The organism is Streptomyces sp. NPDC046985 (assembly GCF_040644415.1).
Classification (GTDB): Bacteria; Actinomycetota; Actinomycetes; order Streptomycetales; family Streptomycetaceae; genus Streptomyces.
The window spans coordinates 39,669-62,337 of record NZ_JBEYWK010000002.1 but is presented as its reverse complement, the minus strand read 5'-3'; the positions used below and the strand labels follow the sequence as shown (position 1 = coordinate 62,337).

Annotated in this window: 18 protein-coding genes and 1 pseudogene; 14 read left to right on the top strand and 5 right to left on the bottom strand. The window is 73.3% G+C overall.

Going from position 1 to position 22,669, the window contains the following annotated elements; genetic code table 11:
- The first annotated feature begins 49 nt into the window (after positions 1-49).
- From sucB to ABZ861_RS02860, 5 genes and pseudogenes are all read left to right on the top strand, one after another.
- Positions 50-1,906, top strand: a complete 1,857-nt coding sequence (gene sucB, locus ABZ861_RS02880; RefSeq protein ID WP_361622619.1) for a 2-oxoglutarate dehydrogenase, E2 component, dihydrolipoamide succinyltransferase — start codon at positions 50-52, stop codon at positions 1,904-1,906.
- A 318-nt stretch (positions 1,907-2,224) separates the two neighbouring features.
- Positions 2,225-2,848 carry a GntR family transcriptional regulator gene (locus tag ABZ861_RS02875; RefSeq protein WP_361622616.1) on the top strand — a complete coding sequence of 208 codons (624 nt, stop codon included), beginning with the start codon at positions 2,225-2,227 and terminating at the stop codon, positions 2,846-2,848.
- A gap of 392 nt (positions 2,849-3,240) precedes the next feature.
- A complete protein-coding gene (gene aceE, locus ABZ861_RS02870; RefSeq protein ID WP_361622613.1) occupies positions 3,241-5,952 on the top strand; it encodes a pyruvate dehydrogenase (acetyl-transferring), homodimeric type in 2,712 nt (903 codons plus the stop codon).
- Between the two features lie 229 nt (positions 5,953-6,181).
- Positions 6,182-6,337 (top strand): annotated as a pseudogene (locus tag ABZ861_RS02865) (transcriptional regulator); the annotation flags it as partial.
- 56 nt (positions 6,338-6,393) lie between these two features.
- On the top strand, positions 6,394-6,915 hold the full coding sequence (locus tag ABZ861_RS02860; RefSeq protein WP_361623577.1) for a DUF4240 domain-containing protein: 522 nt from the start codon (positions 6,394-6,396) through the stop codon (positions 6,913-6,915).
- A 178-nt stretch (positions 6,916-7,093) separates the two neighbouring features.
- On the opposite strand, the gene ABZ861_RS02855 is transcribed toward ABZ861_RS02860, so the two are convergent.
- Positions 7,094-7,798, bottom strand: coding sequence for a hypothetical protein (locus ABZ861_RS02855; RefSeq protein ID WP_361622610.1), 705 nt, complete (start codon positions 7,796-7,798; stop codon positions 7,094-7,096).
- A 184-nt stretch (positions 7,799-7,982) separates the two neighbouring features.
- Between ABZ861_RS02855 and ABZ861_RS02850 the strand changes: the two genes are divergently transcribed.
- The 3 genes from ABZ861_RS02850 to ABZ861_RS02840 all read left to right on the top strand — a co-directional run bounded on the left by ABZ861_RS02850 (position 7,983) and on the right by ABZ861_RS02840 (position 12,368).
- Positions 7,983-9,167: a MarP family serine protease gene (locus ABZ861_RS02850; protein WP_361622607.1), complete on the top strand. Its 1,185-nt coding sequence runs from the start codon at positions 7,983-7,985 to the stop codon at positions 9,165-9,167.
- A 553-nt stretch (positions 9,168-9,720) separates the two neighbouring features.
- Positions 9,721-10,617, top strand: coding sequence for a TIGR01777 family oxidoreductase (locus ABZ861_RS02845; protein ID WP_361623574.1), 897 nt, complete (start codon positions 9,721-9,723; stop codon positions 10,615-10,617).
- Between the two features lie 281 nt (positions 10,618-10,898).
- Positions 10,899-12,368, top strand: a complete 1,470-nt coding sequence (locus tag ABZ861_RS02840; RefSeq protein ID WP_361622604.1) for an NAD(P)/FAD-dependent oxidoreductase — start codon at positions 10,899-10,901, stop codon at positions 12,366-12,368.
- A 70-nt stretch (positions 12,369-12,438) separates the two neighbouring features.
- On the opposite strand, the gene ABZ861_RS02835 is transcribed toward ABZ861_RS02840, so the two are convergent.
- Complete coding sequence (locus ABZ861_RS02835; RefSeq protein ID WP_361622601.1) at positions 12,439-13,941, bottom strand: regulator; 1,503 nt, start codon at positions 13,939-13,941, stop codon at positions 12,439-12,441.
- Positions 13,942-14,184: 243 nt separating this feature from the next.
- Between ABZ861_RS02835 and lipB the strand changes: the two genes are divergently transcribed.
- From lipB to ABZ861_RS02815, 4 genes are all read left to right on the top strand, one after another.
- A complete protein-coding gene (lipB, locus tag ABZ861_RS02830) occupies positions 14,185-14,982 on the top strand; it encodes a lipoyl(octanoyl) transferase LipB (protein WP_361622598.1) in 798 nt (265 codons plus the stop codon).
- Between the two features lie 349 nt (positions 14,983-15,331).
- Positions 15,332-16,297 (top strand): lipoyl synthase, encoded by a 966-nt coding sequence (lipA, locus tag ABZ861_RS02825; RefSeq protein ID WP_361622595.1) that lies wholly within the window; start codon positions 15,332-15,334, stop codon positions 16,295-16,297.
- Between the two features lie 317 nt (positions 16,298-16,614).
- Positions 16,615-16,815, top strand: a complete 201-nt coding sequence (locus ABZ861_RS02820; protein WP_361622592.1) for a hypothetical protein — start codon at positions 16,615-16,617, stop codon at positions 16,813-16,815.
- A gap of 199 nt (positions 16,816-17,014) precedes the next feature.
- Positions 17,015-17,713 carry a DUF4191 domain-containing protein gene (locus ABZ861_RS02815; RefSeq protein ID WP_361622589.1) on the top strand — a complete coding sequence of 233 codons (699 nt, stop codon included), beginning with the start codon at positions 17,015-17,017 and terminating at the stop codon, positions 17,711-17,713.
- Between the two features lie 121 nt (positions 17,714-17,834).
- On the opposite strand, the gene ABZ861_RS02810 is transcribed toward ABZ861_RS02815, so the two are convergent.
- Positions 17,835-18,302 (bottom strand): RDD family protein, encoded by a 468-nt coding sequence (locus ABZ861_RS02810; RefSeq protein WP_361622586.1) that lies wholly within the window; start codon positions 18,300-18,302, stop codon positions 17,835-17,837.
- Positions 18,303-18,509: 207 nt separating this feature from the next.
- Here ABZ861_RS02810 and glnA point away from each other — a divergent pair, with 207 nt between their 5' ends.
- Together glnA and ABZ861_RS02800 are read left to right on the top strand one after the other, a co-directional pair.
- Complete coding sequence (gene glnA / locus ABZ861_RS02805) at positions 18,510-19,919, top strand: type I glutamate--ammonia ligase (RefSeq protein WP_361622583.1); 1,410 nt, start codon at positions 18,510-18,512, stop codon at positions 19,917-19,919.
- Positions 19,920-20,059: 140 nt separating this feature from the next.
- Positions 20,060-20,350, top strand: coding sequence for a hypothetical protein (locus tag ABZ861_RS02800; RefSeq protein ID WP_361622580.1), 291 nt, complete (start codon positions 20,060-20,062; stop codon positions 20,348-20,350).
- Between the two features lie 6 nt (positions 20,351-20,356).
- On the opposite strand, the gene ABZ861_RS02795 is transcribed toward ABZ861_RS02800, so the two are convergent.
- Complete coding sequence (locus tag ABZ861_RS02795) at positions 20,357-20,554, bottom strand: hypothetical protein (RefSeq protein WP_361622578.1); 198 nt, start codon at positions 20,552-20,554, stop codon at positions 20,357-20,359.
- A 1,552-nt stretch (positions 20,555-22,106) separates the two neighbouring features.
- Positions 22,107-22,415, bottom strand: coding sequence for a hypothetical protein (locus ABZ861_RS02790; RefSeq protein WP_361622575.1), 309 nt, complete (start codon positions 22,413-22,415; stop codon positions 22,107-22,109).
- Positions 22,416-22,669 lie beyond the last annotated feature (254 nt).

Sequence of the window (22,669 nt, the reverse complement as noted above, 5' to 3'; positions counted from 1 at the left end):
CAGGCACGACGACACAGACTTCCGCAATCCGTTAGGAGCAACCGAAACCATGCCGGTTTCCGTATCCCTGCCGGCGCTCGGCGAGAGCGTCACCGAGGGCACCGTCACCCGCTGGCTGAAGGCCGAGGGCGAGCGCGTCGAGGCCGACGAGCCGCTGCTCGAGGTCTCGACCGACAAGGTCGACACCGAGATCCCCTCGCCCGTCGCCGGTGTGCTGTCCTCCATCAAGGTCGCCGAGGACGAGACGGTCGAGGTCGGCGCCGAGCTGGCCGTCATCGACGACGGCTCCGGCGCCCCCGCCGAGGCGCCCGCGGCCGAGGCCGCCCCCGCCGCCGAGCAGGCCGCCCCCGCCCCGGCGGAGGCCGAGGCGCCCGCCCAGGCCGCGCCCTCCACCGAGCAGCCCGCCCCGGCGCCGGCCCCGTCCGCCGAGGCCGCCGCGGGCGGCGGTTCCGCCGAGGGCACGGACGTGGTCCTGCCCGCGCTCGGCGAGTCCGTCACCGAGGGCACCGTCACCCGCTGGCTGAAGTCGGTCGGCGACTCCGTCGAGGCCGACGAGCCGCTGCTCGAGGTCTCCACGGACAAGGTCGACACCGAGATCCCGGCGCCCGCCTCGGGCACGCTGCTGGAGATCACGGTCGGCGAGGACGAGACCGCCGAGGTCGGCGCGAAGCTGGCCGTGATCGGCGCCGCGGGCGCCGCCGCCCCGGCCGCCGCTCCCGCTCCGCAGGCCCCGGCGCCCGCCGCCGAGGCCCCGGCGCCCGCCGCCGAGGCCCAGGCGCCCGCCGCCGAGACCCAGGCCCAGGCACCGGCCGCCGCTCCCGAGGCCCCCGCCGTCCCGGCCCCGCAGGCCCAGGCCGCCCCCGCGCCGCAGGCCCCGGCCGCTCCGGCGCCGCAGGCGCCCGCCGCTCCGGCGCCGCAGCAGCCCGCGCCCGCCCCGGCCGCCGCTCCCGCGGCCCCCGCCGCCCAGGCGACCGACGAGGGCGCCTACGTCACCCCGCTGGTGCGCAAGCTCGCCGCCGAGAACGGCGTCGACCTGTCCGCCGTCAAGGGCACCGGCGTCGGCGGCCGGATCCGCAAGCAGGACGTGATCGCCGCGGCCGAGGCCGCGAAGGCCGCCGCCCCGGCCCCGGCGGCCGCCGAGAGCCCCGCCGCCGCGAAGAAGACGCCGGTCCTGGAGGCGTCCCCGCTGCGCGGCCAGACCGTGAAGATGCCGCGCATCCGCAAGGTCATCGGCGACAACATGGTCAAGGCCCTGCGCGAGCAGGCCCAGTTGTCCTCGGTGCTCGAGGTCGACGTGACCCGGCTGATGAAGCTGCGCGCCCGCGCCAAGGACGCCTTCGCGGCCCGCGAGGGCGTGAAGCTCTCCCCGATGCCGTTCTTCGTGAAGGCCGCCGCGCAGGCGCTGAAGGCCCACCCGGCCGTCAACGCCAGGATCAACGAGGCCGAGGGGACCATCACCTACTTCGACACCGAGAACGTCGGCATCGCGGTGGACTCCGAGAAGGGCCTGATGACCCCGGTCATCAAGCACGCGGGCGACCTCAACCTCGCCGGCATCGCCAAGGCCACCGCCGACCTCGCGGCCAAGGTCCGGGCCAGCAAGATCACTCCGGACGAGCTGTCCGGCGCGACCTTCACCGTCTCCAACACCGGCTCGCGCGGCGCGCTGTTCGACACGATCATCGTGCCGCCGGGCCAGGTCGCGATCCTCGGCATCGGCGCCACCGTCAAGCGCCCCGCCGTGATCGAGACCGAGGAGGGCACGGTCATCGGCGTCCGCGACATGACCTACCTGACCCTCTCCTACGACCACCGTCTGGTGGACGGCGCCGACGCGGCCCGTTACCTCACGGCGGTCAAGGCGATCCTGGAGGCGGGCGAGTTCGAGGTGGAGCTGGGGCTCTGACCCCGCACGCCTGCGCAAGCGGCCCCTCGGCGCCCCCGTCCGGACTCTCCGGGCGGGGGCGCCGACGTCGCGGGGGGCGTGCGTGCCGAGGCGAGGGCGCCAGCGTGCGGGGGCGTGCTGGGAGGGGGAGGCGCGGGCGTGCCGGAGCGGGGAGCGCGGGCGTGCCTGAGCGGCGTTCCGGCGTCCGTCGCCGGAGGTGTAAGCCTCGTCTCACCTGCGTGAAAGCCTCCGCATGCGCCCATCTCCCGGTCTTCGGCGGCCGTATTGTCTAAGCGTCACCGCCCCGGGGGCCGCAGGGTCCCGGTATAAGGAGCCGTCATGACCGCGCCCGTCGTCCACTCGCTGCGCGAGCAGATCCGCGAGCACATCGTGGAGGGGATCGTCAGCGGGCGCTGGAAGCCGGGCGAGCGGATCGTGGAGCGGCGGATCGCGACCGAACTGGAGGTCAGCCAGACCCCGGTGCGCGAGGCGCTGCGCGAGCTGGAGTCGCTGCGGCTGATCGAGTCGGCGCCGAACAAGGGCGTGCGGGTGCGCAACCTGACCGCCGCGGACCTGGAGGAGAGCTACCCGGTGCGGGCCGGTCTGGAGGCCATCGCGGCCGAGCTGGCGGCCGGGCGGTTGGCGGAGGACTGCTCGGCGCTGGAGCCGCACGTGACCGCGCTCTACGAGGCCGACCGCCGGGCCGACGGCACCGCGCAGGTGCGCCACACCGTGGGCTTCCACCGCGAACTGGTGCGCGCGGCGGGCAACTCGGTGCTGCTGCACACCTGGGAGGGCCTGGGCATCGAGGTCTTCACCGCGCTGTCGATCCGCTGGCTGGGCACCGTGCAGCAGTCGTACGCGGAGGAGCACGAGGAGCTGGTGCAGGCGTTCAGGCGGCGCGATCCGCGGATCGCGGAGCTGGTGAAGGCACACGTCCTGGGCTGCGCGCCGCGCCCCTGAAGCCGCACTGCGGGGAAGCCGCACGCCGTGGGAGCCGCACGCCGTGGGAGCCGTACGCCGTTGAAACCGCCTGCCGTGAGCTGAGCACCGCGTCCGTGGGGGCGCGTGTTCTCGGTCGCGCGCCGCTCCCCTGAGCCATTCGAGCGCCCCCGGCTTCACCTGCGCGAACGACCGAAATGCCCGGCACCGCGTGCCTGTCCGACAGGCACCGCGTGCCTACTTTCTCGACATCGAGAGATTTTGGCCCTGCATACTTTGATCGATCATCGATCAGGGAGTTACAGTCCTCGATGGGCTCCTACCAGAGCTCCAGCCCTGTCCTGCCAAAGACCGAGGGCACCCCCGAACCCTTACGCATGAGGGATCCCCCTTCGACTGAGGAAGGCGGCGACATGACCGACCCCTACGCCATCCAGCCGAGCGCGCTCGACCAGCTCCCCGACCGCGACCCGGAGGAGACCGCCGAGTGGCGGGCCTCCCTGGACGCGGTCGCCGAGGCGGCCGGGCCGCACCGCGCCGCGTACCTGATGCGTCGCACGCTGGAGCGCGCCGAGGGGACCGGCGTCGCCCTGCCGAAGCTCCTCGAGACGGACTACGTCAACACCATCCCGACCGCCGCGGAGCCCGCCGTCCCCGGTGACGAGGCGCTGGAGGCCCGCATCACCGCGTGGAACCGGTGGAACGCGGCGGCGATGGTCACCCGCGGCAGCAAGTACGGCGTCGGCGGCCACATCGCCACCTTCGCCTCCGCCGCGTGGCTGTACGAGACCGGCTTCAACCACTTCTTCCAGGGCAAGGAGTCCCCGGCGGCCGCCGGCTCGGGCGACCAGCTCTACGTCCAGGGCCACGCCTCCCCCGGGATCTACGCCCGCGCCTTCCTCGACGGCCGGCTGACCGAGCACCACCTGGACCGCTTCCGCCGGGAGGCGGCCGGCGACGGCCTGCCGTCCTACCCGCACCCGCGGCGGCTGCCCTGGCTGTGGGAGTTCCCCACCGTCTCCATGGGCCTCGGCCCGCTCTCCGCGATCTACCAGGCGCGTTTCAACCGCTACCTGATGAACCGCGGCATCAAGGACGTCTCCGCCTCGCACGTGTGGGCGTTCCTCGGCGACGGCGAGATGGACGAGCCGGAGTCGACGGCCGCTCTCGCGCTGGCCGCCCGTGAGGAGCTGGACAACCTCACCTTCGTCGTCAACTGCAACCTCCAGCGCCTGGACGGCCCGGTCCGCGCGAACTTCAAGATCGTGCAGGAGCTGGAGGCCCAGTTCCGCGGCGCCGGCTGGAACGTGGTCAAGACGCTGTGGGGCTCGGCCTGGGACGAGCTCTTCCGGCTCGACGCCACGGGCGCGCTGGTGCGCCGGCTGCGCCAGGTGCCGGACGCGCAGATCCAGACGTACCAGACCCGCGACGCCGCCTACATCCGCCAGGACTTCTTCGGCGCCGACCCGGCGCTGGCCGAGATGGCGAAGCTGCTCAGCGACGACAAGATCATCGAGTGCTTCCACTTCTCGCGCGGCGGCCACGAGGCCCGCAAGGTCTTCGCCGCCTACAAGGCCGCCCTGGCGCACAAGGGCGCCCCGACGGTGATCCTCGCCCAGACCGTCAAGGGCCACACCCTCGGCGCCGGCTTCGCGTCGAAGAACGCCAACCACCAGATGAAGAAGCTGACGACGGACGAGTTCAAGGCGATGCGGGACCTGCTGGACCTGCCGATCGCCGACAGCGCCTTCGCCGACGGCCAGGTCCCCTACGCCCACCCCGGCGCCGACTCCCCCGAGGTCCGCTACCTCCAGGAGCGCCGCGCGGCCCTCGGCGGCCCGGCCCCGGCCCGCCGCGTCCACCCGCTGGCGCCGCTGCCCGCGCCCGCCGACAAGGCGTTCACCGCCTTCGACAAGGGCTCCGGCTCGCAGAACGTGGCCACCACCATGGCCTTCGTGCGCCTGGTCAAGGACCTGGTCCGGGACAAGGAGACCGGCAGGCGCTGGGTGCCGATCGTCCCCGACGAGGCCCGCACCTTCGGCATGGAGTCGCTGTTCCCCTCGCTCGGCATCTACTCGCCCAAGGGCCAGACGTACGAGCCGGTCGACCGCGACCAGCTCATGTACTACAAGGAGGCGAAGGACGGGCAGATCCTCAACGAGGGGATCACCGAGGCCGGTGCGATGGCCGACTTCATCGCCGCGTCGACGGCGTACGCCACGCACGGCGAGGCGATGATCCCGTTCTACATCTTCTACTCGATGTTCGGCTGGCAGCGCACGGCCGACCAGATGTGGCAGCTCGGCGACCAGCTCGGCCGCGGCTTCCTGGTCGGCGCCACGGCCGGCCGGACCACGCTGACCGGCGAGGGCCTCCAGCACGCCGACGGCCACTCCCCGGTCATCGCGGCGACCAACCCGGCGGCGCTGACCTACGACCCGGCGTTCGCGTACGAGGTCGCGGCCATCGTCAAGGACGGTCTGCGCCGGATGTACGGCGAGGGCGCCGAGGGCGAGGACCCGAACGTCTTCTACTACCTCACCGTCTACAACGAGCCGCTGCCGCAGCCGGCGAAGCCGTCCGCCCCCGGCGTCGACGAGGGCATCGTCAAGGGCCTGTACCGCTTCAACACGGCGGAGTCGGCGGGCCTGACCGTCCCGGCCAACGCCCCGCGGATCCAGCTTCTGGGCTCGGGCACCGCGATCCACTGGGCGCTGACCGCGCAGCGGCTGCTCGCCGAGGAGTGGGGCGTGGCCGCCGACGTGTGGTCCGCGACCTCCTGGGGCGAGCTGCGCCGGGACGCCATGGAGGCCGACGCGGCGCTGCTGCGCGGCGAGGAGCGGACGCCCTTCGTCCGCCGTGCGCTCCAGAGCGCCGAGGGCCCGGTGCTGGCCGTCTCCGACTACATGCGCCAGGTCCCGGACCAGATCGCGCAGTGGGTCGAGCAGGACTACTCCTCGCTGGGCGCCGACGGCTTCGGCCTGTCGGAGACCCGTGAGGCCGCCCGCCGCCACTTCGGCGTGGACGCGGAGTCCATCGTCGTCGCCGCCCTGGCCCAGTTGTCCCGGCGCGGCGAGGTGAAGGGCTCGGCCATCAAGGAGGCCCGGGAGAAGTACGGCCTGTAGGGACGGGCCGGGAAGCACGACACGGGCGGAGGGGCACGGCGATCACGCCGTGCCCCTCCGTCTGTCGGGGGGCGTGCTGTTGCGGGGGCCTGGGTCTGGGGGCCGTACGGCCGTGAGGTCTGTGGGGCCTTCTGGAGCTTTCTGGAGCTTTCTGGGGCTTTCTGCGGCGGTGGCCCGTACGGCCCTGGCCGCCGCGGGTGCCCCGGACGCGGGCGTCCCGGACGCGCGTGGACGCGTGACGTAGACGCCGCCGGTGGAATCCGAGGGGGTCGCGCACACGCAGCTCACCGCGCTCGGCCCGGAGGCGGAGACGTCGGCGGCGCGGACGCCGCGTGAGCGGTTCGCGCGGGGCGCGGCGCGTCCTGCCGCGCGGTACGGCTGGTAACGATCCGCCGTACTCCGCGTGCGGGCCCCGGTCCCAGGGCCGATGCTTGACCCGTGATGGACGAGACGGAGTTCTGGGAGCTGATCGACGACACGCGCAGGACCGCCGAGGGGGACCCCGAGGAGCAGGCAGACCTGCTCTTGGAGCGTCTGCTCGGACTCGATCCGGAACTGGTCCTGGACTTCGCCCGTCACTTCGAGGCCCGCTACAACCGCGCGTACCGCTGGGACCTGTGGGGCGCCGCGTGGGTGCTTCTGGACGGGGCCAGCGACGACGCGTTCGACTTCTTCCGGTGCTGGCTGATCGGCCAGGGCCGGGAGGTCTACGAGGGCGCCCTGCACGACCCGGACTCGCTCGCCGGGCTCCTGAACGACTTCGACGAGGAGATCGACGGCGACGGCGAGGAACTGGGGTACGCGGCCGACGAGGCGTACGAGCAGCTCACCGGCGCCGTCGCCCCCGACCTCGGCATCGCGGCGGCCCCGGCCGAGCCGGAGGGCGCTCCGGTGGAGTTCGAGGACGACCGCGCGCTCGCCCAGCGCTATCCGGGACTGTGGAACAGGTTCCGGGAGCTGTGACGGCCCAGGCGGCCTCCCCCGCCCTGTCGGGAGGGCGGGGCGGCGGGCCCCCGGCGCCCTCCCGGCCGGGTCCGGCGCCGACGGCGGGCGGAGGCGTCGCGGACGCCGGGAGGCGGACCGTCGGAGCCGCGCGGCGGCGGTCGGTGCGGAGCCGCTCGCGCGGGGCGCCGGGGCGGGTTCAGTCGCGGGGCGAGCTTGTGCGGCGCCCGAAGACGGCGGCGCTCTTGCCGTGGCGGCGCAGGTCGGGGTGGTGCCGGTCGTCGTGCCGCACGTTGGGGCGGCACCGGTCGTCGTGCCGCACGTCGTCTTGCCGCAGGTCGTCTTGCCGCAGGTCGTCGTGCCGCAGGTCGTCGTGGCGCGGCGCCGGCTGGGTGTGCCGCGCGGCGGCGTCCAGCCAGGCCGAGCGCGGCAGGAGGTGCGGGCGGGGTGCGCCGTACATCGGCCCGAGCGCGCCGTGCACCGGGCCGGGCAGGAGAAGCCGATCGGACGCCGGGGGCCGGTCGAACGCGGGAGGCCGCTGGCCGGACGCGGGAGGCTGCTGGTCAAGCACGGAGGGCCGGTCCGACGCGGGAAGCCGGTCGGGCGTGTGACGCTCCTGGTCGAGCGCGGGGGGCCGGTCCGACGCGGAGCGCACCGTGCCCGCCCGGCTGTCCGCTTCGGCGCGCGTCCAGGCGGGCACGGCGCGTTCCGCGCCACGGGCGCCGAGCGGCAGCGCGGCGACGGCGACGGCAGCGGGCAGGCAGCACAGCAAGGTCACCAGGGCCCGGCGCAACCGCTGGGCGCTCCGGTGCGCCGCCGCGCCGACGCCGCGCGCCGCCCGCGGTATCCGCCGGTTCCCGGCCCGCCTCATGTCGCCCGCTCCCTGGTCGTCCGCTCCCTGCATGACCTCACTGTCACCCCCATCCGGGCCGCCCGCGATGTGTGGTGTGCCACCTGGTGGAACCATCGTCCTGGTCCGGGACGTTTTCGGAAGTGCGCGTGCGCGGCGCCGGTTCGCCGGGCCGCGGGCGCGTAACTGATCACGGGTTCCCGCCCCCGCGCAGGGGGGCGGGTGAAAGGCGGCATGCGTGGACCTGCTCGACCTCGTGCTGTTGCTGGTGATCCTCTGCTACGCGGCGTCCGGTTACCGGCGCGGCCTGGTCGCCGGCTGCGTCTCCCTGGCCGGGTTCGTGGGCGGCGCCGCCGTCGGCGTATGGGCGCTGCCGTGGGTGATGGACCTCGTTACGCGCGGGACGAGGACGGCGACGATCACCGCCGTGCTCACCGTGCTGGTCCCGGCGGTGGCGGGACACGAACTGGCGGGGCGCGTGGCCCTGCGGCTGCGGCACGAGCTGAACCGCGGGCCGTTGCGCGTGGCCGACGGGATCGGCGGGGCCGCCGCCAACGCGGTGGCGGTGCTCATCGTGGCCTGGGTGGCCGCGAGCGTCCTGGGCGCGTCGTCCTCGGCCCTGGTGACGACGGCGATCCGCGACTCCCGGCTGCTGGGCGCCGTGCAGAACGCGATGCCGGACACCACGCCGGCGTGGTTCTCGCGCGCCACGTCCGCGCTGACCGAGGCGGGCTTCCCGCAGGTCTTCAACCCGTTCGAGAACGAGCCGACGGCGGGGGTCGCCGATCCCACCGGCGACAGCGTGACCCGCCGTGCGACGGAGGCCGCCCGGTTCAGCACCGTGAAGATCGAGGGCGCGGCGGGCAACCAGGGCCGCGAGGGCAGCGGCTTCGTCTTCGCCCGCCGGCACGTGATGACCAACGCGCACGTGGTGGCGGGCATCGACCGTCCGAGCGTGCAGATCGGCGGCGCGGGGCCCGCGTACGCGGCCCGGGTGGTGCTGTTCGATCCGCAGCGGGACGTGGCCGTGCTGTACGTGCCCGCGCTGAGCGCCCCGGTCCTGCGCTTCGACCGGACCGCCGCGCGCGGCGACGCGGCGGTGGTCGCGGGCTATCCGCAGGACGGCGGCCTGAACCTCCAGGCGGCGACGGTCGCGAACCGGCTCCGGGCGACGGGCCAGAACATCTACAACGACGGCCTGGTGACGCGTGAGATCTACTCGATCCGCTCCACCGTCCGCCCAGGCAACTCCGGCGGCCCGCTGCTCACCTCGGACGGCCGGGTCTACGGCGTGGTCTTCGCCCGCTCCACCTCCGACAGCCGGACGGGCTACGCCCTGACAGCCGCCGAGGTCGCCACGGACGCGAGCCGAGCGGCCACCGCCACGACCCCGGTGGACACGGGCGCACTGGTCACCTCCTGAACCGCCGGACCCGCCGCCCGGCACCCGGTCCGGTCCGGATCAGTCCCGTCCGATCCGGCGGTCCGGCGGTCCGGCGGTCCGGCGAGCAGGGTGGCCCAAGTCCGTAGGCACGACCCGAAGCGCCCCCGAGGGTCAGCGGCGCGGAGCGACCGGACCCTCGGGGGCGCACGGCGCGGAGCGACCGGACCGGGCGCGGCTCGGCGCGGCGCGGCGCGGCGCGAAGCGCCCTCTAGGGGGCGCCCAGAAGGCGCTTCACCCGGGGCCGCCCGAGGCGGAGCCACACGGCGCGGAGCCACCCGCGAGCCACCCGGCGCGGAACCGCCCAGGGGCCGGCCCGGAGGGGTCCGCCCGGCCGACCCGGGTCACCCGGCCGGGCCACCGGCCGTGACCGCTTGGCGGGAACGGGGCGGCCCGTCGGGCGGGCGGTCCGGACGGAACCGGCGGGCGGTCCGGCGGGACCGGCGGCCGGGGCAGGCGCATCAGGCGGTGTGCGGACGGGCGGGCGTGGCCGGTACAGATGCGGTGGAGCGGGCAGGATGGGCGCATGGAAGGCATGGAGCGTTCGCGCGTCGCGGTGGCCGGTGCGTCCGGTCTCATCGGCGGCGCCCTGGTGAAGTCCCTGGTCGCCGACGGCCACGAGGTGGTGCGCCTGGTGCGCCGTGAGGCGCGCGCCGACGACGAGGTCCGCTGGGACCCGGAGGGGCAGTACGTGGACGCGGCCGGGCTCGCCGGGTGCGACGCCGTGATCAACCTTGCGGGCGCGGGAGTGGGCGATCACCGCTGGACCGACGCGTACAAGAAGACGCTGCGGGACGGGCGCGTGCTCGGCACGGCGGCGCTCGCCGAGGCCGTCGCCGGACTCGACACTCCCCCGCGGGTCTACGTCGGCGGCAGCGCGATCGGCTACTACGGCGACACCGGCGACCGGGTGATCGACGAGGACGCGCCGCCCGGGGACGGCTTCCTGGCCCGGCTGTGCGTGGAGTGGGAGGAAGCGGCGGCGCCGGCGCAGGAGGCGGGCATCCGCACGGTGTTCGCGCGCACCGGCCTGGTGGTCTCCCGTGAGGGGGGCGCCTGGGGGCGGATGTTCCCGCTGTTCAAGGCCGGGGTGGGCGGGCGGCTGGGCGACGGGCGGCAGTACTGGTCGTTCGTCGCGCTGCACGACGAGGTCGCGGCGTTGCGTCGTCTCATCGACGACGAGAGCCTGTCGGGGCCGGTCAACCTGACCGCGCCGCACCCCGTGACGAACCGCGAGGTGACGGAGGCGATGAGCCGGGTGCTGCACCGGCCGGCGCCGTTCCCGGTGCCGGCGGCGGTGCTGCGGGCCGTGCTCGGGGAGATGGCCGGGGACGTGCTGGGCAGCGCGCGGGTGGTTCCCGAACGGCTGCTGGCGTCGGGGTTCTCGTTCGCGTTCCCGCGCGTCGAGGACGCCGTGCGGGCGGCGCTCTGACGCCGCGTCGGACCGCGGAGAACCGCGGAGGAGCACAGAGGACCGCGCAGGAGCGCGGAGGACCGCAAGGGAGGACGTCCGAACCCATCTGACCGTTTGAGATCTTTTAAGATCACATCGCACCTCTGAGGGCCGTATGCGACCGTCATGCGACCGTGCCCTGTTCATGCGCGACTGTGCCCGACCGGTCAGCACCCTACCCTCGTGCCGAACTCGGGTATTCCTCACACCGGTCGAGGGCATCGGCGCCCCACCGGTCGCGCAACCTCGAGGAGGGGCACGTGCTTGAGCCCGCGTACCAGGTGGACGTCGTCGTGGTGGGAGCCGGGGTCGCCGGGCTCTCCGCCGCGCATGAGCTGACCAGCGCAGGAGTAACGACCGCAGTCCTGGAAGCCGCTCCTTACGTGGGCGGCCGCATGTCGACGGAGAAGGTCGACGGCTTCCGGCTCGACCGGTTCGGGCAGCTCCTGTGCACGTCCTATCCCGAACTGAGCCGGATCCCAGGGCTGGACGCACTCGTCCTGCGCCCCTTCGCCCCCGGCGTTCTGCTGCACGGCGAGGGACGGCGCCACCGCGCGGGCGCCCCGGCGGGCGCGGGGAGCGCACGGGGCGCACTTCACGCCGTACGCGCCCTCACGAGCGCCCCACGGCACTCCGCCGCGTCCCGGTCCCGTACGGGACGGCCTCCGGCCCTCGCCCCCGCGGCACGTCTCGACGCCCCCTTCTCCGACGCGTCTTTCCCCGACGTCTCCGTACCGGCGCGCCCGCGCTCCGGAGCGGGCGAGCGCACGGCGCCCCTCGGCATCGGCGCACCCCTGAGGCTGCGCACCGCCCTCGCCCGGCTCGCCGCCGCCCCGACCCCAAGCCTCCTGGCCCGCCCCGAACTGCCCGCGAGTCAGGCGCTGGCGGCCCGCGGGCTGCCCGCCCGCACCGTCGACGGCTTTCTGCGCCCGCTGCTGGCCGCCTTGCTGTGCGACCCGGGCCTCACCACCTCCAGCCGCTGCGCGGACCTGGCGCTGCGCGCCTTCGCGCGCGGCCGGCTGTGCCTGCCGGAGGGCGGGGCGCAGGTGCTGCCGGAGCTGCTCGCCGCCGCCCTGCCGCCGGGAACCGTGCACACCGGCGTCCGGGTCACCGGGGTGTCCACCACCTCCGTGACCACTGCCGAACACGGCGAGATCCGCTGCCGCGCGGTCCTGGTCGCCACCGGCGCGCGCACCGCCGGCGCGCTGCTCCCCGGGCTGCGCGTGCCGGACTTCCACCCGGTGACGGTGGTGCATCACACGACGGACGAGCCGCCCGCGACGGGCGGCTCGCTGCTGCTCGACTCCGAGCGCGGCGGGCCGGTCGCGCACACGGCGGTGGTCAGCCGCGTCGACCCGTCCCGCGCCCCGGCGGGCCGCGCCCTGGTCTCCTCGACGGTCCTGGGCGCTCCCCCGGCCGACGTGGACACGGCGGTCCGCCGCCACCTCGCGCGCCTGTACGGCGTCCCGACCGCGCGCTGGGAGACGCTCGCCGTCCACCGCACGCCCGAGGCCGTCCCCGCCATGCGGGCGCCGCACGACCCGCAGCGCCCGGTGCGGCTGCTGGCGGGCCTGTACGTGTGCGGCGACCACCGCGACACCAGCACCGTCCAGGGCGCCCTGCGCTCGGCCCGGCGGGCCGCGACCGCGATCCTGGCGGACCTCGGCGCGGGCCGCTCCCTGCACCGCGCCGACCCGGCGCCGACGGCCCCGAGAGCGGCGGCGGCCTGAGCGGACGCGGGCTCCGGGCTCCGGGCTCCGGGCTCCGGGCTCCGGGGATCGTATGCCGGGGGGCCGTCCGTCATCCCAGGGCGGCCACCCGGTCGCGGTAGGTGCGTGCCGCGGTCGCGTCCTGGTAGGGCTCCAGACGGCGTTCGAAATCCCGAACATACTCGTGTGCGCGGGCGGAGCGCATCTCGGCCGCCTGGGCCGCCGACTCGGCGGCGAGCCGGCACGCCTGGTCCAGGTCGCCGAGGCCGAGGCGGGCGGTGGCCAGCACGACGCGGCACAGCAGCCGGCTGCGGGCGTACGCCGGGGCGCGCAGGTGCAGCGCGCGCTCGGCGTGCTGCGCGGCGGCGCGGTACTGGCGCAGGTCCCGGTGACAGTGCCCGAACTCGTCGGCGAGCTGGCCCTCGTCGAAGGGGCGGGCCCAGGCGGGCGCCTCGTCGCCGGGCCGGGCGCCCTCCAGGGCGCGCTCGGCGCGCAACAGGGAGGCCGTGCAGGCGCGCGTCTCCCCGAGCACCGCGTGTCCGCGCGCCTCGGCCGCGTGCAGCAGGGCCTGGATCGCGGGCGGCGCGGCGCCGCCGAGTCCCTGCTGCGCCACCCGCGCGAGCTGCACCGCCTCCCGCCCATGGGCGAGGTGGACGGCCTGGCGGCTCATGCTGGCCAGCACGAAGGCGCCGTAGAGCCGGTCCCCGGCGGCCTGGGACAGCCGGAGCGCCTGGACGAAGTAGCGCTGGGCGATGCCGTGCGCGGCGATGTCGTAGGAGGTCCAGCCGGCCAGCCGGGTGAGGTCGGCCGCCGCCGCGAACAGCCTGCGGCCGGTCTGCTCGCCGTAGACGCCGCGCAGCATCGGCTCGCACTCGTGCTCCAGGTAGCGCACGAGGGCCTGGCGAGCGTGGCCGCCGCCGTACAGGGCGTCCAGGGCGCCGAACAGCTCGCCGACCGAGCGCAGCGCGGCGATGTCCCCGGCGGTGACCGGCTGCCCGGCCTCCGGCTCGGTCCGCGGCCGTTCGCCCCGGCCGCGCTGGCGGGGCACGCCCGGCACGGGCGGGAGGACGTCCGCGGGCGCCGCGGCGGCCGCGGCGGCCTGCGCCGGGATCCGCGCCGCATGCCCGGCGAACGGCTCGCCCCGGGCGACCTGGTCGTCGGGGCGGCCGATCAGCCAGTCCCGGCTGGGCACCACGAGCCCGGCCGGGGAGAAGGCGATCTTGCGCAGCTCGGCGTGGCTGCCGCAGTCCTTGCGCCACAGTCCGCTGACGATGTCGACGGCCTCCTCGGGGGCCGCGGCGAACTCCAGCCCGGCGTAGACGGGCGCGCAGGCCTCCAGGCCGAGGTCCTGGGCGGTCAGGCGGCGGCCGAGGCGCCGGGTGAACACCTCGGCGATCAGGGCGGGCGTGGCCCCGCGCGGCTGCTGCCCGCGCAGCCAGCGGGTGACCGAGGTCTTGTCGTATCTGAGGTCCAGTCCGTGCTCGAGTCCGAGCTGGTCCACGCGTCGGGCCAGACCCGCGTGGGAGAACCCCGCTTCTGCGATGAGGGCGGCGAGCTGGCGGTTGGGGGTGCGCTGCGCGGGTCGGTCCGTCATCTGCGGTGCGTTCTCCTGCCGTTCGGGCGACCTCGCGGCCGGACGGCGCCGGAATCGCCGGTGAGCAGCCCTGATGGCCTCGTGAACGGCGTGAATGTAGCGGAGAGTGAGCGACTGACTGAGTTCCCCGCCCAGCTTTCATCCGATCGTGTGAGGATCGCCCGCGCGACTGACGCCCGCCGGCCGGACGTACAGTGGCGTGGGCATGTTTCGTGCCTTACGAGCTTCAGGGAGGCGCTTGCCGTGAGTGAGCTGCGGTTCGTCCGCATGGGATTCGGCGCCGAGGCCGTCGAGTACCAGGCGGCCTGGGACGAGCAACGCCGGGTGCACGCGGCCCGGTTCGCCGACGAGGTCCCCGACACCGTGCTGCTTCTGGAGCACCCTCCGGTCTACACCGCCGGGCGGCGCACCCAGGACAGCGAGCGCCCGCTGGACGGCACGCCCGTGATCGACGTGGACCGCGGCGGCAAGATCACCTGGCACGGTCCTGGCCAGCTCGTCGGCTACCCGATCCAGAAGCTGCCCCGCCCGGTGGACGTGGTGGCGCACGTGCGGCGCCTGGAGGAGGCGCTGATCCGCACCTGCGCGGACTTCGGCCTCCAGACCACCCGGGTCGAGGGCCGCAGCGGCGTCTGGGTGCTCGGCGACCCGGTCGAGCGGCGGCCCTCGCTCGGCGGCCTGGCGCTGGACTTCGACCCCCGGTTGACCGACGAGGAGTTCGACCCCCGGCTCGACGGCCCCGAGTACGCGCCCTCCAACGCCGGCCAGCGCCGCGAGGACCGCAAGATCGCGGCGATCGGCATCCGCGTCGCCAAGGGCGTCACGATGCACGGCTTCGCGCTGAACGTGAACCCCGACAACAAGTGGTTCGACAAGATCATCCCGTGCGGCATCCGGGACGCGGGCGTCGCCTCGCTGGCGTCCGAACTGGGCCGCGACGTGCCGATCGAGGAGGTGCTGCCGACGGTCGAGCGGCACTTGGATGACGTCCTGGCGAACGCGGACCTCCGGCCGCGGACGATCGAGAAGGCGACCGCCTGACAGCACGGGCGGTCCGACAGTACAGGCGGTCTGACGGCACGGGCGGCGGGGCCGACCTCACGGGCGACCGCCGGACGGCATGCACAGCCGGGGCCGACCGCATGGGCGACCGCCTGACGGCACGATCGGCCAGGCCCGACCCGCGCGGGCGACCGCCGGACGGCGTGAACAGCCGGAGCCGACCGCCGCGCGCGGCCCCGGGCTCCACCCGGGCCGCGCGGGCGACCGCTCGCTCGTCCCGACGGCGGGAATGATCCCCGAGTCTCTGAGGTTGGCCTCACAGGCGGGGCGCAGGAAGCACGGGCGTACGCTGGGTACGCCGAAGAATCGAAGTCACAGGGAGCCGGTCGTGTCCGCAGTCGCACCCGACGGACGCAAGATGCTGCGCCTGGAGGTCCGCAACAGCCAGACCCCCATCGAGCGCAAGCCCGAGTGGATCAAGACCCGGGCGAAAATGGGTCCCGAGTACACGAAGATGCAGAACCTCGTGAAGAGCGAGGGCCTGCACACGGTCTGCCAGGAAGCCGGCTGCCCCAACATCTACGAGTGCTGGGAGGACCGCGAGGCGACCTTCCTCATCGGCGGCGACCAGTGCACCCGGCGCTGCGACTTCTGCCAGATCGACACCGGCAAGCCCGAGGCGCTGGACCGCGACGAGCCCCGCCGCGTGGGCGAGTCCGTGGTCACCATGGACCTGAACTACGCCACCATCACCGGCGTCGCCCGCGACGACCTGGAGGACGGCGGCGCCTGGCTGTACGCCGAGACGGTGCGCGAGATCCACCGGCAGACCGCCGGCCGCGAGGCCGGCCGGACCAAGGTCGAGCTGCTGGCCCCCGACTTCAACGCCGTCCCCGAGCAGCTCGCCGAGGTCTTCGAGTCCCGCCCGGAGGTCTTCGCGCACAACGTCGAGACGGTGCCGCGCATCTTCAAGCGCATCCGCCCCGGCTTCCGCTACGAGCGCTCGCTGAAGGTCATCACCGAGGCGCGCGACTTCGGGCTGGTCACCAAGTCCAACCTCATCCTCGGCATGGGCGAGACCCGCGAGGAGGTGAGCGAGGCGCTGCGGCAGCTCCACGACGCGGGCTGCGAGCTGATCACCGTCACGCAGTACCTGCGCCCCAGCGTGCGCCACCACCCGGTGGAGCGCTGGGTGAAGCCGCACGAGTTCGTCGAGCTGAAGGAGGAGGCCGAGCAGCTCGGCTTCTCCGGCGTGATGTCCGGTCCGCTGGTCCGGTCCTCGTACCGCGCCGGGCGGCTGTACCAGATGGCCGTCGAGAAGCGCGGCGCCTACATCGCCGCCCAGGCCGTCTGAACTCTCCTCCGGCCTGACTCTCCCCTGACGCTCCTGACCCACCGTCACCCTCCGCCGCTCCACCAGGGGCGAGCGAGGCGTGGCATATGTGTGAACTCCCGCACAAGACGCTACCGAAGAGTAGCGACCGATTCGACGCGGCCCCGGCCGTCGCCCCAGATCAGGGCGTACGCCGGGGCCGCGTCGTCGTGCCGGCCTGCGAAATCGCCGCTTCACCGGCGTTTGACCGGCCGGTCACGTCCTGGTAACACCGAACAGTGACCCTGGAATCACACCCCGTACACCACCGCAGCCCGTCTCGAGGGGGGACCTTCACCATGCAGGCCGCGCCCGTCCGCGCCACCGCGATCCCGTCCTTCACCGACGCCCTGCGCGCCGTCGAGTCGCTGCTGATGAGCAGCGGGCAGCGCACCGCCCGGCGCAACGCCTGGACCTCCGTCCTGGAGGACCGCCGCCGCGCGAAGGACCGCGTCGAGGCTCAGCGCTTCCTCGACCAGTCCGCCGACGTGGGCTCCTGATCCCGCCCCACCGACGCGGGTTCTTGATTTCGCTCCGCCGACGCGGGCTCCAGATTCCGCTCCCGATCCGGGCCCGACGCGACTCACCCCCCGGTCCCGAACCGGTTTGACCAGGCACGTCGGCGCCGCGCCGCCCTCCCCCGCCCCCTGCGGGCACTGCCGTCGTCGGCCTCCCGCCGGGCCACGTAGACTTCGTGGCATGGCGAGGAAGGAAACCGCAGCCGAGGCTGCCAATGCGGGGCGACTGAAGCAGATCGCCCTGACGTTCAAGATGACCCGGAAGGCTGATCCGACGATCAGCCTGGTACTGGCGGGCGTCTTCATCATCACCTTCGGCGTGCTCCTCGGGATCGGCTTCCTCATCGGCCACCCGGTCTACCTGGGCATCCTGGGCATCCTGCTCGCCGTGATCGCGACCATGGTCGTCTTCGGGCGCCGCGCCGAGCGGGCCGCCTTCGGGCAGATGGAGGGCCAGCCGGGCGCCGCAGCGGCCGTCCTGGACAACATCGGCCGCGGCTGGACCACGACGCCCGCCGTCGCGATGAACCGCTCCCAGGACGTGGTGCACCGCGCGGTCGGCAAGGCCGGCATCGTGCTGGTCGCCGAGGGCAACCCGAACCGGGCGAAGGCGCTGGTCGCGGCCGAGAAGAGGAAGATGAACCGCGTGGTGGCGGACGTCCCGGTGCACGACGTGATCGTGGGCAAGGGCGAGGGCCAGGTCGAGCTGAAGAAGCTGCGCACGACCATGCTGAAGTTCCCGCGCGTGCTGACCGGCCCCCAGGTGACGGCCACCAACGACCGGCTGCGCGCCCTGGGCGACCTGATGAGCAACATGCCGCTGCCGAAGGGCCCGATGCCCAAGGGCATGCGGATGCCGAGGGGCGGCAAGACCCGCTGACCCCGTACGTACGACGAGGGGGCGCCCGGATCACTCCGGGCGCCCCCTCGTCGTACGGTACGGGACAGCCGTACGTCCGTCGTACGGGGAGATCGCAGGTCGCACTGGTGCGGTGACCGCCCTAGAGGCGGACCTCCACCGTGCCCGCCAGCCGGTCGTGCAGGCCGCGGCCGTCCCGGTCCCAGATCAGGGCCGGCAGGGCCAGGCACAGCAGGGCCGTGCGCAGCAGGGCGCGCAGCGGCTGGACCCGGCCGGTGCGCACGGCGACCACGCGCAGACCGAGCAGGCGCTTGCCGGGCGTGCAGCCGAGGGTGCCGACGGTCAGGACGCCGAGCACGAAGAAGATGAGCAGCGCCCAGTTGCCGGTCGCCTGACCGTAACCGTGCGTGATCAGACCGTATGCGATCATCATGCACAGGCACCAGTCCACGGCGACGGCGCCCAGTCGGCGGCCTGGACGGGCGATCGATCCGGGCCCCTCCTCGGGGAGCCCCAGCCGCTCGCCCCGGTAGCCGAGGTCGCCGCCGGCGTCCTCGATGGCCGCGCGCGGCCCGGAGAGCCACGACCCCACTGCTTGCCTGTTGTCCACATGACCACGGTACTGCGAGGCTGGAGGAGAGAGGTCGGCCGGGGTGTCCGCGGACGTGACCCCACCCAGGCCGGTTAACTTCTGTGAAACAAACGGGTCACGCCCGAGAAATCACGCGTCCCTAGGGTCAAGGCAGCGTGTGCCACCGCACTGGCAGCACGGACGATCAACCACCCCGGCGGGACGGTCGGGAGTAGGAGGAGCTGGATGTTCCAGAACGCCGACGAGGCCAAGAAGTTCATCGCGGACGAGGACGTCAAGTTCGTCGACGTCCGCTTCTGCGACCTGCCGGGCGTCATGCAGCACTTCACGGTGCCCGTCGAGGCGTTCGACCCCGACGAGGAGCTGGCCTTCGACGGGTCCTCGATCCGCGGCTTCCAGGCCATTCACGAGTCCGACATGGCTCTGCGCGCGGACCTGTCCACCTCGCGCGTGGACCCGTTCCGCCGGGACAAGACCCTCAACATCAACTTCTTCATCCACGACCCGATCACGGGCGAGCAGTACTCCCGCGACCCGCGGAACGTGGCGAAGAAGGCCGAGGCGTACCTGGCCTCCACCGGGATCGCCGACACCGCGTACTTCGGCCCCGAGGCCGAGTTCTACGTCTTCGACAGCGTCCGTTTCCAGACCTCGGCGAACGAGTCGTTCTACCACATCGACTCCGAGGCCGGCGCGTGGAACACCGGCGCGCTGGAGGACAACCGCGGGTACAAGGTCCGCTACAAGGGCGGTTACTTCCCGGTGCCGCCGGTCGACCACTTCGCCGACCTGCGCGCCGAGATCTCCCTGGAGCTGGACCGGGCCGGCCTGAAGGTCGAGCGCCAGCACCACGAGGTGGGCACCGCGGGCCAGGCCGAGATCAACTACAAGTTCAACACGCTGCTCGCCGCCGCCGACGACCTCCAGCTCTTCAAGTACATCGTGAAGAACGTCGCCTGGCGCAACGGCAAGACGGCGACCTTCATGCCGAAGCCGATTTTCGGCGACAACGGCTCGGGCATGCACGTGCACCAGTCGCTGTGGTCGGGCGGGGACCCGCTGTTCTACGACGAGGCCGGTTACGCGGGCCTGTCGGACACCGCGCGCTACTACATCGGCGGCATCCTGCGGCACGCCCCGTCGCTGCTGGCGTTCACCAACCCGACGGTGAACTCCTACCACCGCCTGGTCCCGGGCTTCGAGGCCCCGATCAACCTGGTGTACTCGCAGCGCAACCGCTCGGCCGCGATGCGCATCCCGATCACCGGCTCGAACCCGAAGGCCAAGCGCGTGGAGTTCCGCGCCCCGGACTCCTCCGGCAACCCGTACCTGGCGTTCTCGGCGCTGCTGCTCGCGGGCCTGGACGGCATCAAGAACAAGATCGAGCCGGCCGAGCCGATCGACAAGGACCTCTACGAGCTGGCGCCCGAGGAGCACGCCAACGTGGCGCAGGTCCCGACCTCCCTCGGCGCGGTCCTCGACCGCCTGGAGGGCGACCACGAGTTCCTGCTCCAGGGCGACGTGTTCACGCCGGACCTGATCGAGACGTGGATCGACTTCAAGCGCAGCAACGAGATCGCCCCCCTCCAGCTCCGCCCGCACCCGCACGAGTTCGAGCTGTACTTCGACGTGTGATCCACACCGGTGGGTGCGCCCCTCGCCTACGGGGGGCGCACCACCGAGAGGCCGCACTGACCTGCGGGTTCACTGCCTGCGGAAACGTCACGGCCGGTAATTCCTTCGTGGGTCGCGGTGGGCGCCGATAGGCTCGGCGGATGATCAATATGGCGGTGCGTGGCGACAGCGGGAACGTCGTGGCCCGCGCCGAAGCCAGTGTGGAGTGGACGGCCGCCTTCGCGGATCTGGAGTCGGCGGAGTTCCCGATGCTCTGGGCCCTGACGCCGTATGGGGATGCGGTCTTCAACCAGCGGCAGGTGCCGCTGCTGCTGTCCGAACTCGATCGGCTTCCCGTCGACTTGGGCGGTGACTGGGTCGGTGAGGCTCGCGAGCTGTGCCGGGTCGTCGAGCGCGGGCTGCACCTGTATCTGTGGTTCATCGGCGACTGATTGCGGTCAGTCTGCCTTCGGCTCCCCGGCCGCCGTCTGCTGTCGGCCCAGGGCTCGCCAGGCGATGGTGCCGTTCCGGACGGAGTGGGCCTCGTCCACGCGGACGACTTGGCCGACGTGCTTGCTGGCCGCGATGTGCTCCAGGACGGAGACCAGGTCGTCCCTTGGCGAAGCGCCCGGCCGCAGCCGCGAGCCCGAGGGCATGGTCGACCCGGTCGCTGCCCCCGACCGCGGCGAGCTCGACGGCGTGGGCCATCTTGGCGCGGATCCGGGACGCCCCGACAGGTCCGGCCTCCTTCAGCCGGCTCCCGGCTCCCGGCTCCCGGGCCGATGCTCACGAACGCGATCTCCACCTCCGAGCGCGGTCGCAGCCTGGGCTGGTGGACCGACCGGCCATTAGGGTGATCGGGGTAGTGCGCATCAATGATCTGTGGGACGCCGGCTGTGGACAGCCGGTGACGCCAGATCTCCGACAGGTCACCGGAGCTGGTGCGGGCCGTGATCGACAGCTCCTCGGCGAAGCCCTGGCACCAGCCGACGCCTCGGCACCAGACCCTGGCGCCGGTGTAGCCAGGCGGGATCGAGTAGCGCACCGAGTCGAAGCTCACGGTGCGGGTCGATCCAACGGCTCCAGCGGGGGGACGTGCGAGGTAGTGCGTTCGATAACGAGCCGGTCCGCCGGGATCTGCCCAGTCGCCCGGTGCCGACGCGTGTTCAGCGTGTCGGCCCCAGATCATGCAGGCGTCCGCGGGCTCGGCGAAGGTGTCGTAGGCGGGCAGCAGGTTCGCCTCGGTGGGGACCAGGTCGGCCTTCGCGATGCGGACTGTGGCCTCCGCTCCACTCTTCGGCTCGGGATCGCAGGGAACGCAACTGACGACCTGGCAGCCGTAGTGCCGGCCCGCGGCGACCATCTGCGGGTGCCGGACCGGGATCCCGGCGATGTGCTCGACGGTGACCGTCTTCGCGTTGTCGGTCAGCACGTAGGTCGGGGCCCCGCCGATCCGCCGCAATGTGATGTCCAGCCAGGCTGCCAAGGTGCCCAGGGTGCAGTCCCAGACCGGGATCATCCTCGGCCGCGGCTCGCGCTCGAACGGGTTCCGTCCGCTGACACGCGCCTCGACATACCGCTTGATCGTCTTCGGGTTACGCCCCATAAGGGCGGCCGCCGACACACGCGTAGCACCAAGGACCATCCCCACGCGTGCGGGGTCGACCCGCCGAGGTGTTCGTCACCGGCACCCCGACCGGGGAGCATCCCCGCGCCTGCGGGGTCGACGGCGTCCTGGGGATCCACTCGTCGTCGCGGGTCGGACCATCCCCGCGCGTGCGGGGTCGACCTGCGGCGCGCCAGGTACATGGTGGGAGGAAGCGGACCATCCCCGCGCGTGCGGGGTCGACTTGACCAGCGCCGCGACCGACATCCACAGCGGAGGACCATCCCCGCGCGTGCAGGGTCGACACTGGCTGAGCAGGGGCTTCTCCGGGCTGAGTGATGCTTCTCGTTCGGTCGCTGATTGGGGCGGGCCGAGGCGATCAGATCATCGACGTCGGCGCGTTGCCAGCGGCCGCGGGCTGCTGAGATCGGCAGGATGATCAGAGAGCAGATTTACGAGTTACCGGTCATCTTCATCTGCAACATCGGGGTTTCGCGAGCCCACCGCTGCAAACGGCGCATGCGCGCAGACGCGCGAGATTGCCGCCGTCTGCGCGCGCAGGCGGCGGCCCTCGGTCGGGGGAGCGTGTCGCCGGCGTCAGCTCACCTCACGACCACGACGACGCTGCCTGAGTTGTAGCCGTAGCCGTAACCGCCGAGGCCACCGTAGCCGAAGCCACCGTAGCCGCCATAGCCGTAACCGAAGCCGGGTCCGTAGAAAGATCCGCGGTTGCCCCAGCCGCAGTTGTTCCAGTAGCCGCCGCAGCCGTGGACGACGGCGGTGGCCGAGGTCGTAGCGCCGGTCGGCGTGGCCGCCGAGGCGGTGCCCGCGGCGCCCACCGCCGCACCGCCCGCCAGCAGAGCGCCGACGGCGGTCAGGGCGCTCAGACGCCTCGTACGTGATGCTTTCATGGAATACCTTCCTTCCAGCCACTCGTGCCGCTGATCGGCGAACGAGACGGAAGGCCGCGGCCGCAGCGCGTTCCTCGTTCCGAGGCTAACCGCGTGTCGGCCACTTGGCATCTTGAGCCGAACGGTCTAAACGATCACCCCGTCGGGCGGCCGTCCTCGCAGGCGGAGAGGTGCGGCCCCCGTCCCCGGCGAGGCAACCTTTCGGCCGCTCACGCGTCTCCCCCAGACGGACCCAGACGCCGGCATACACGCCG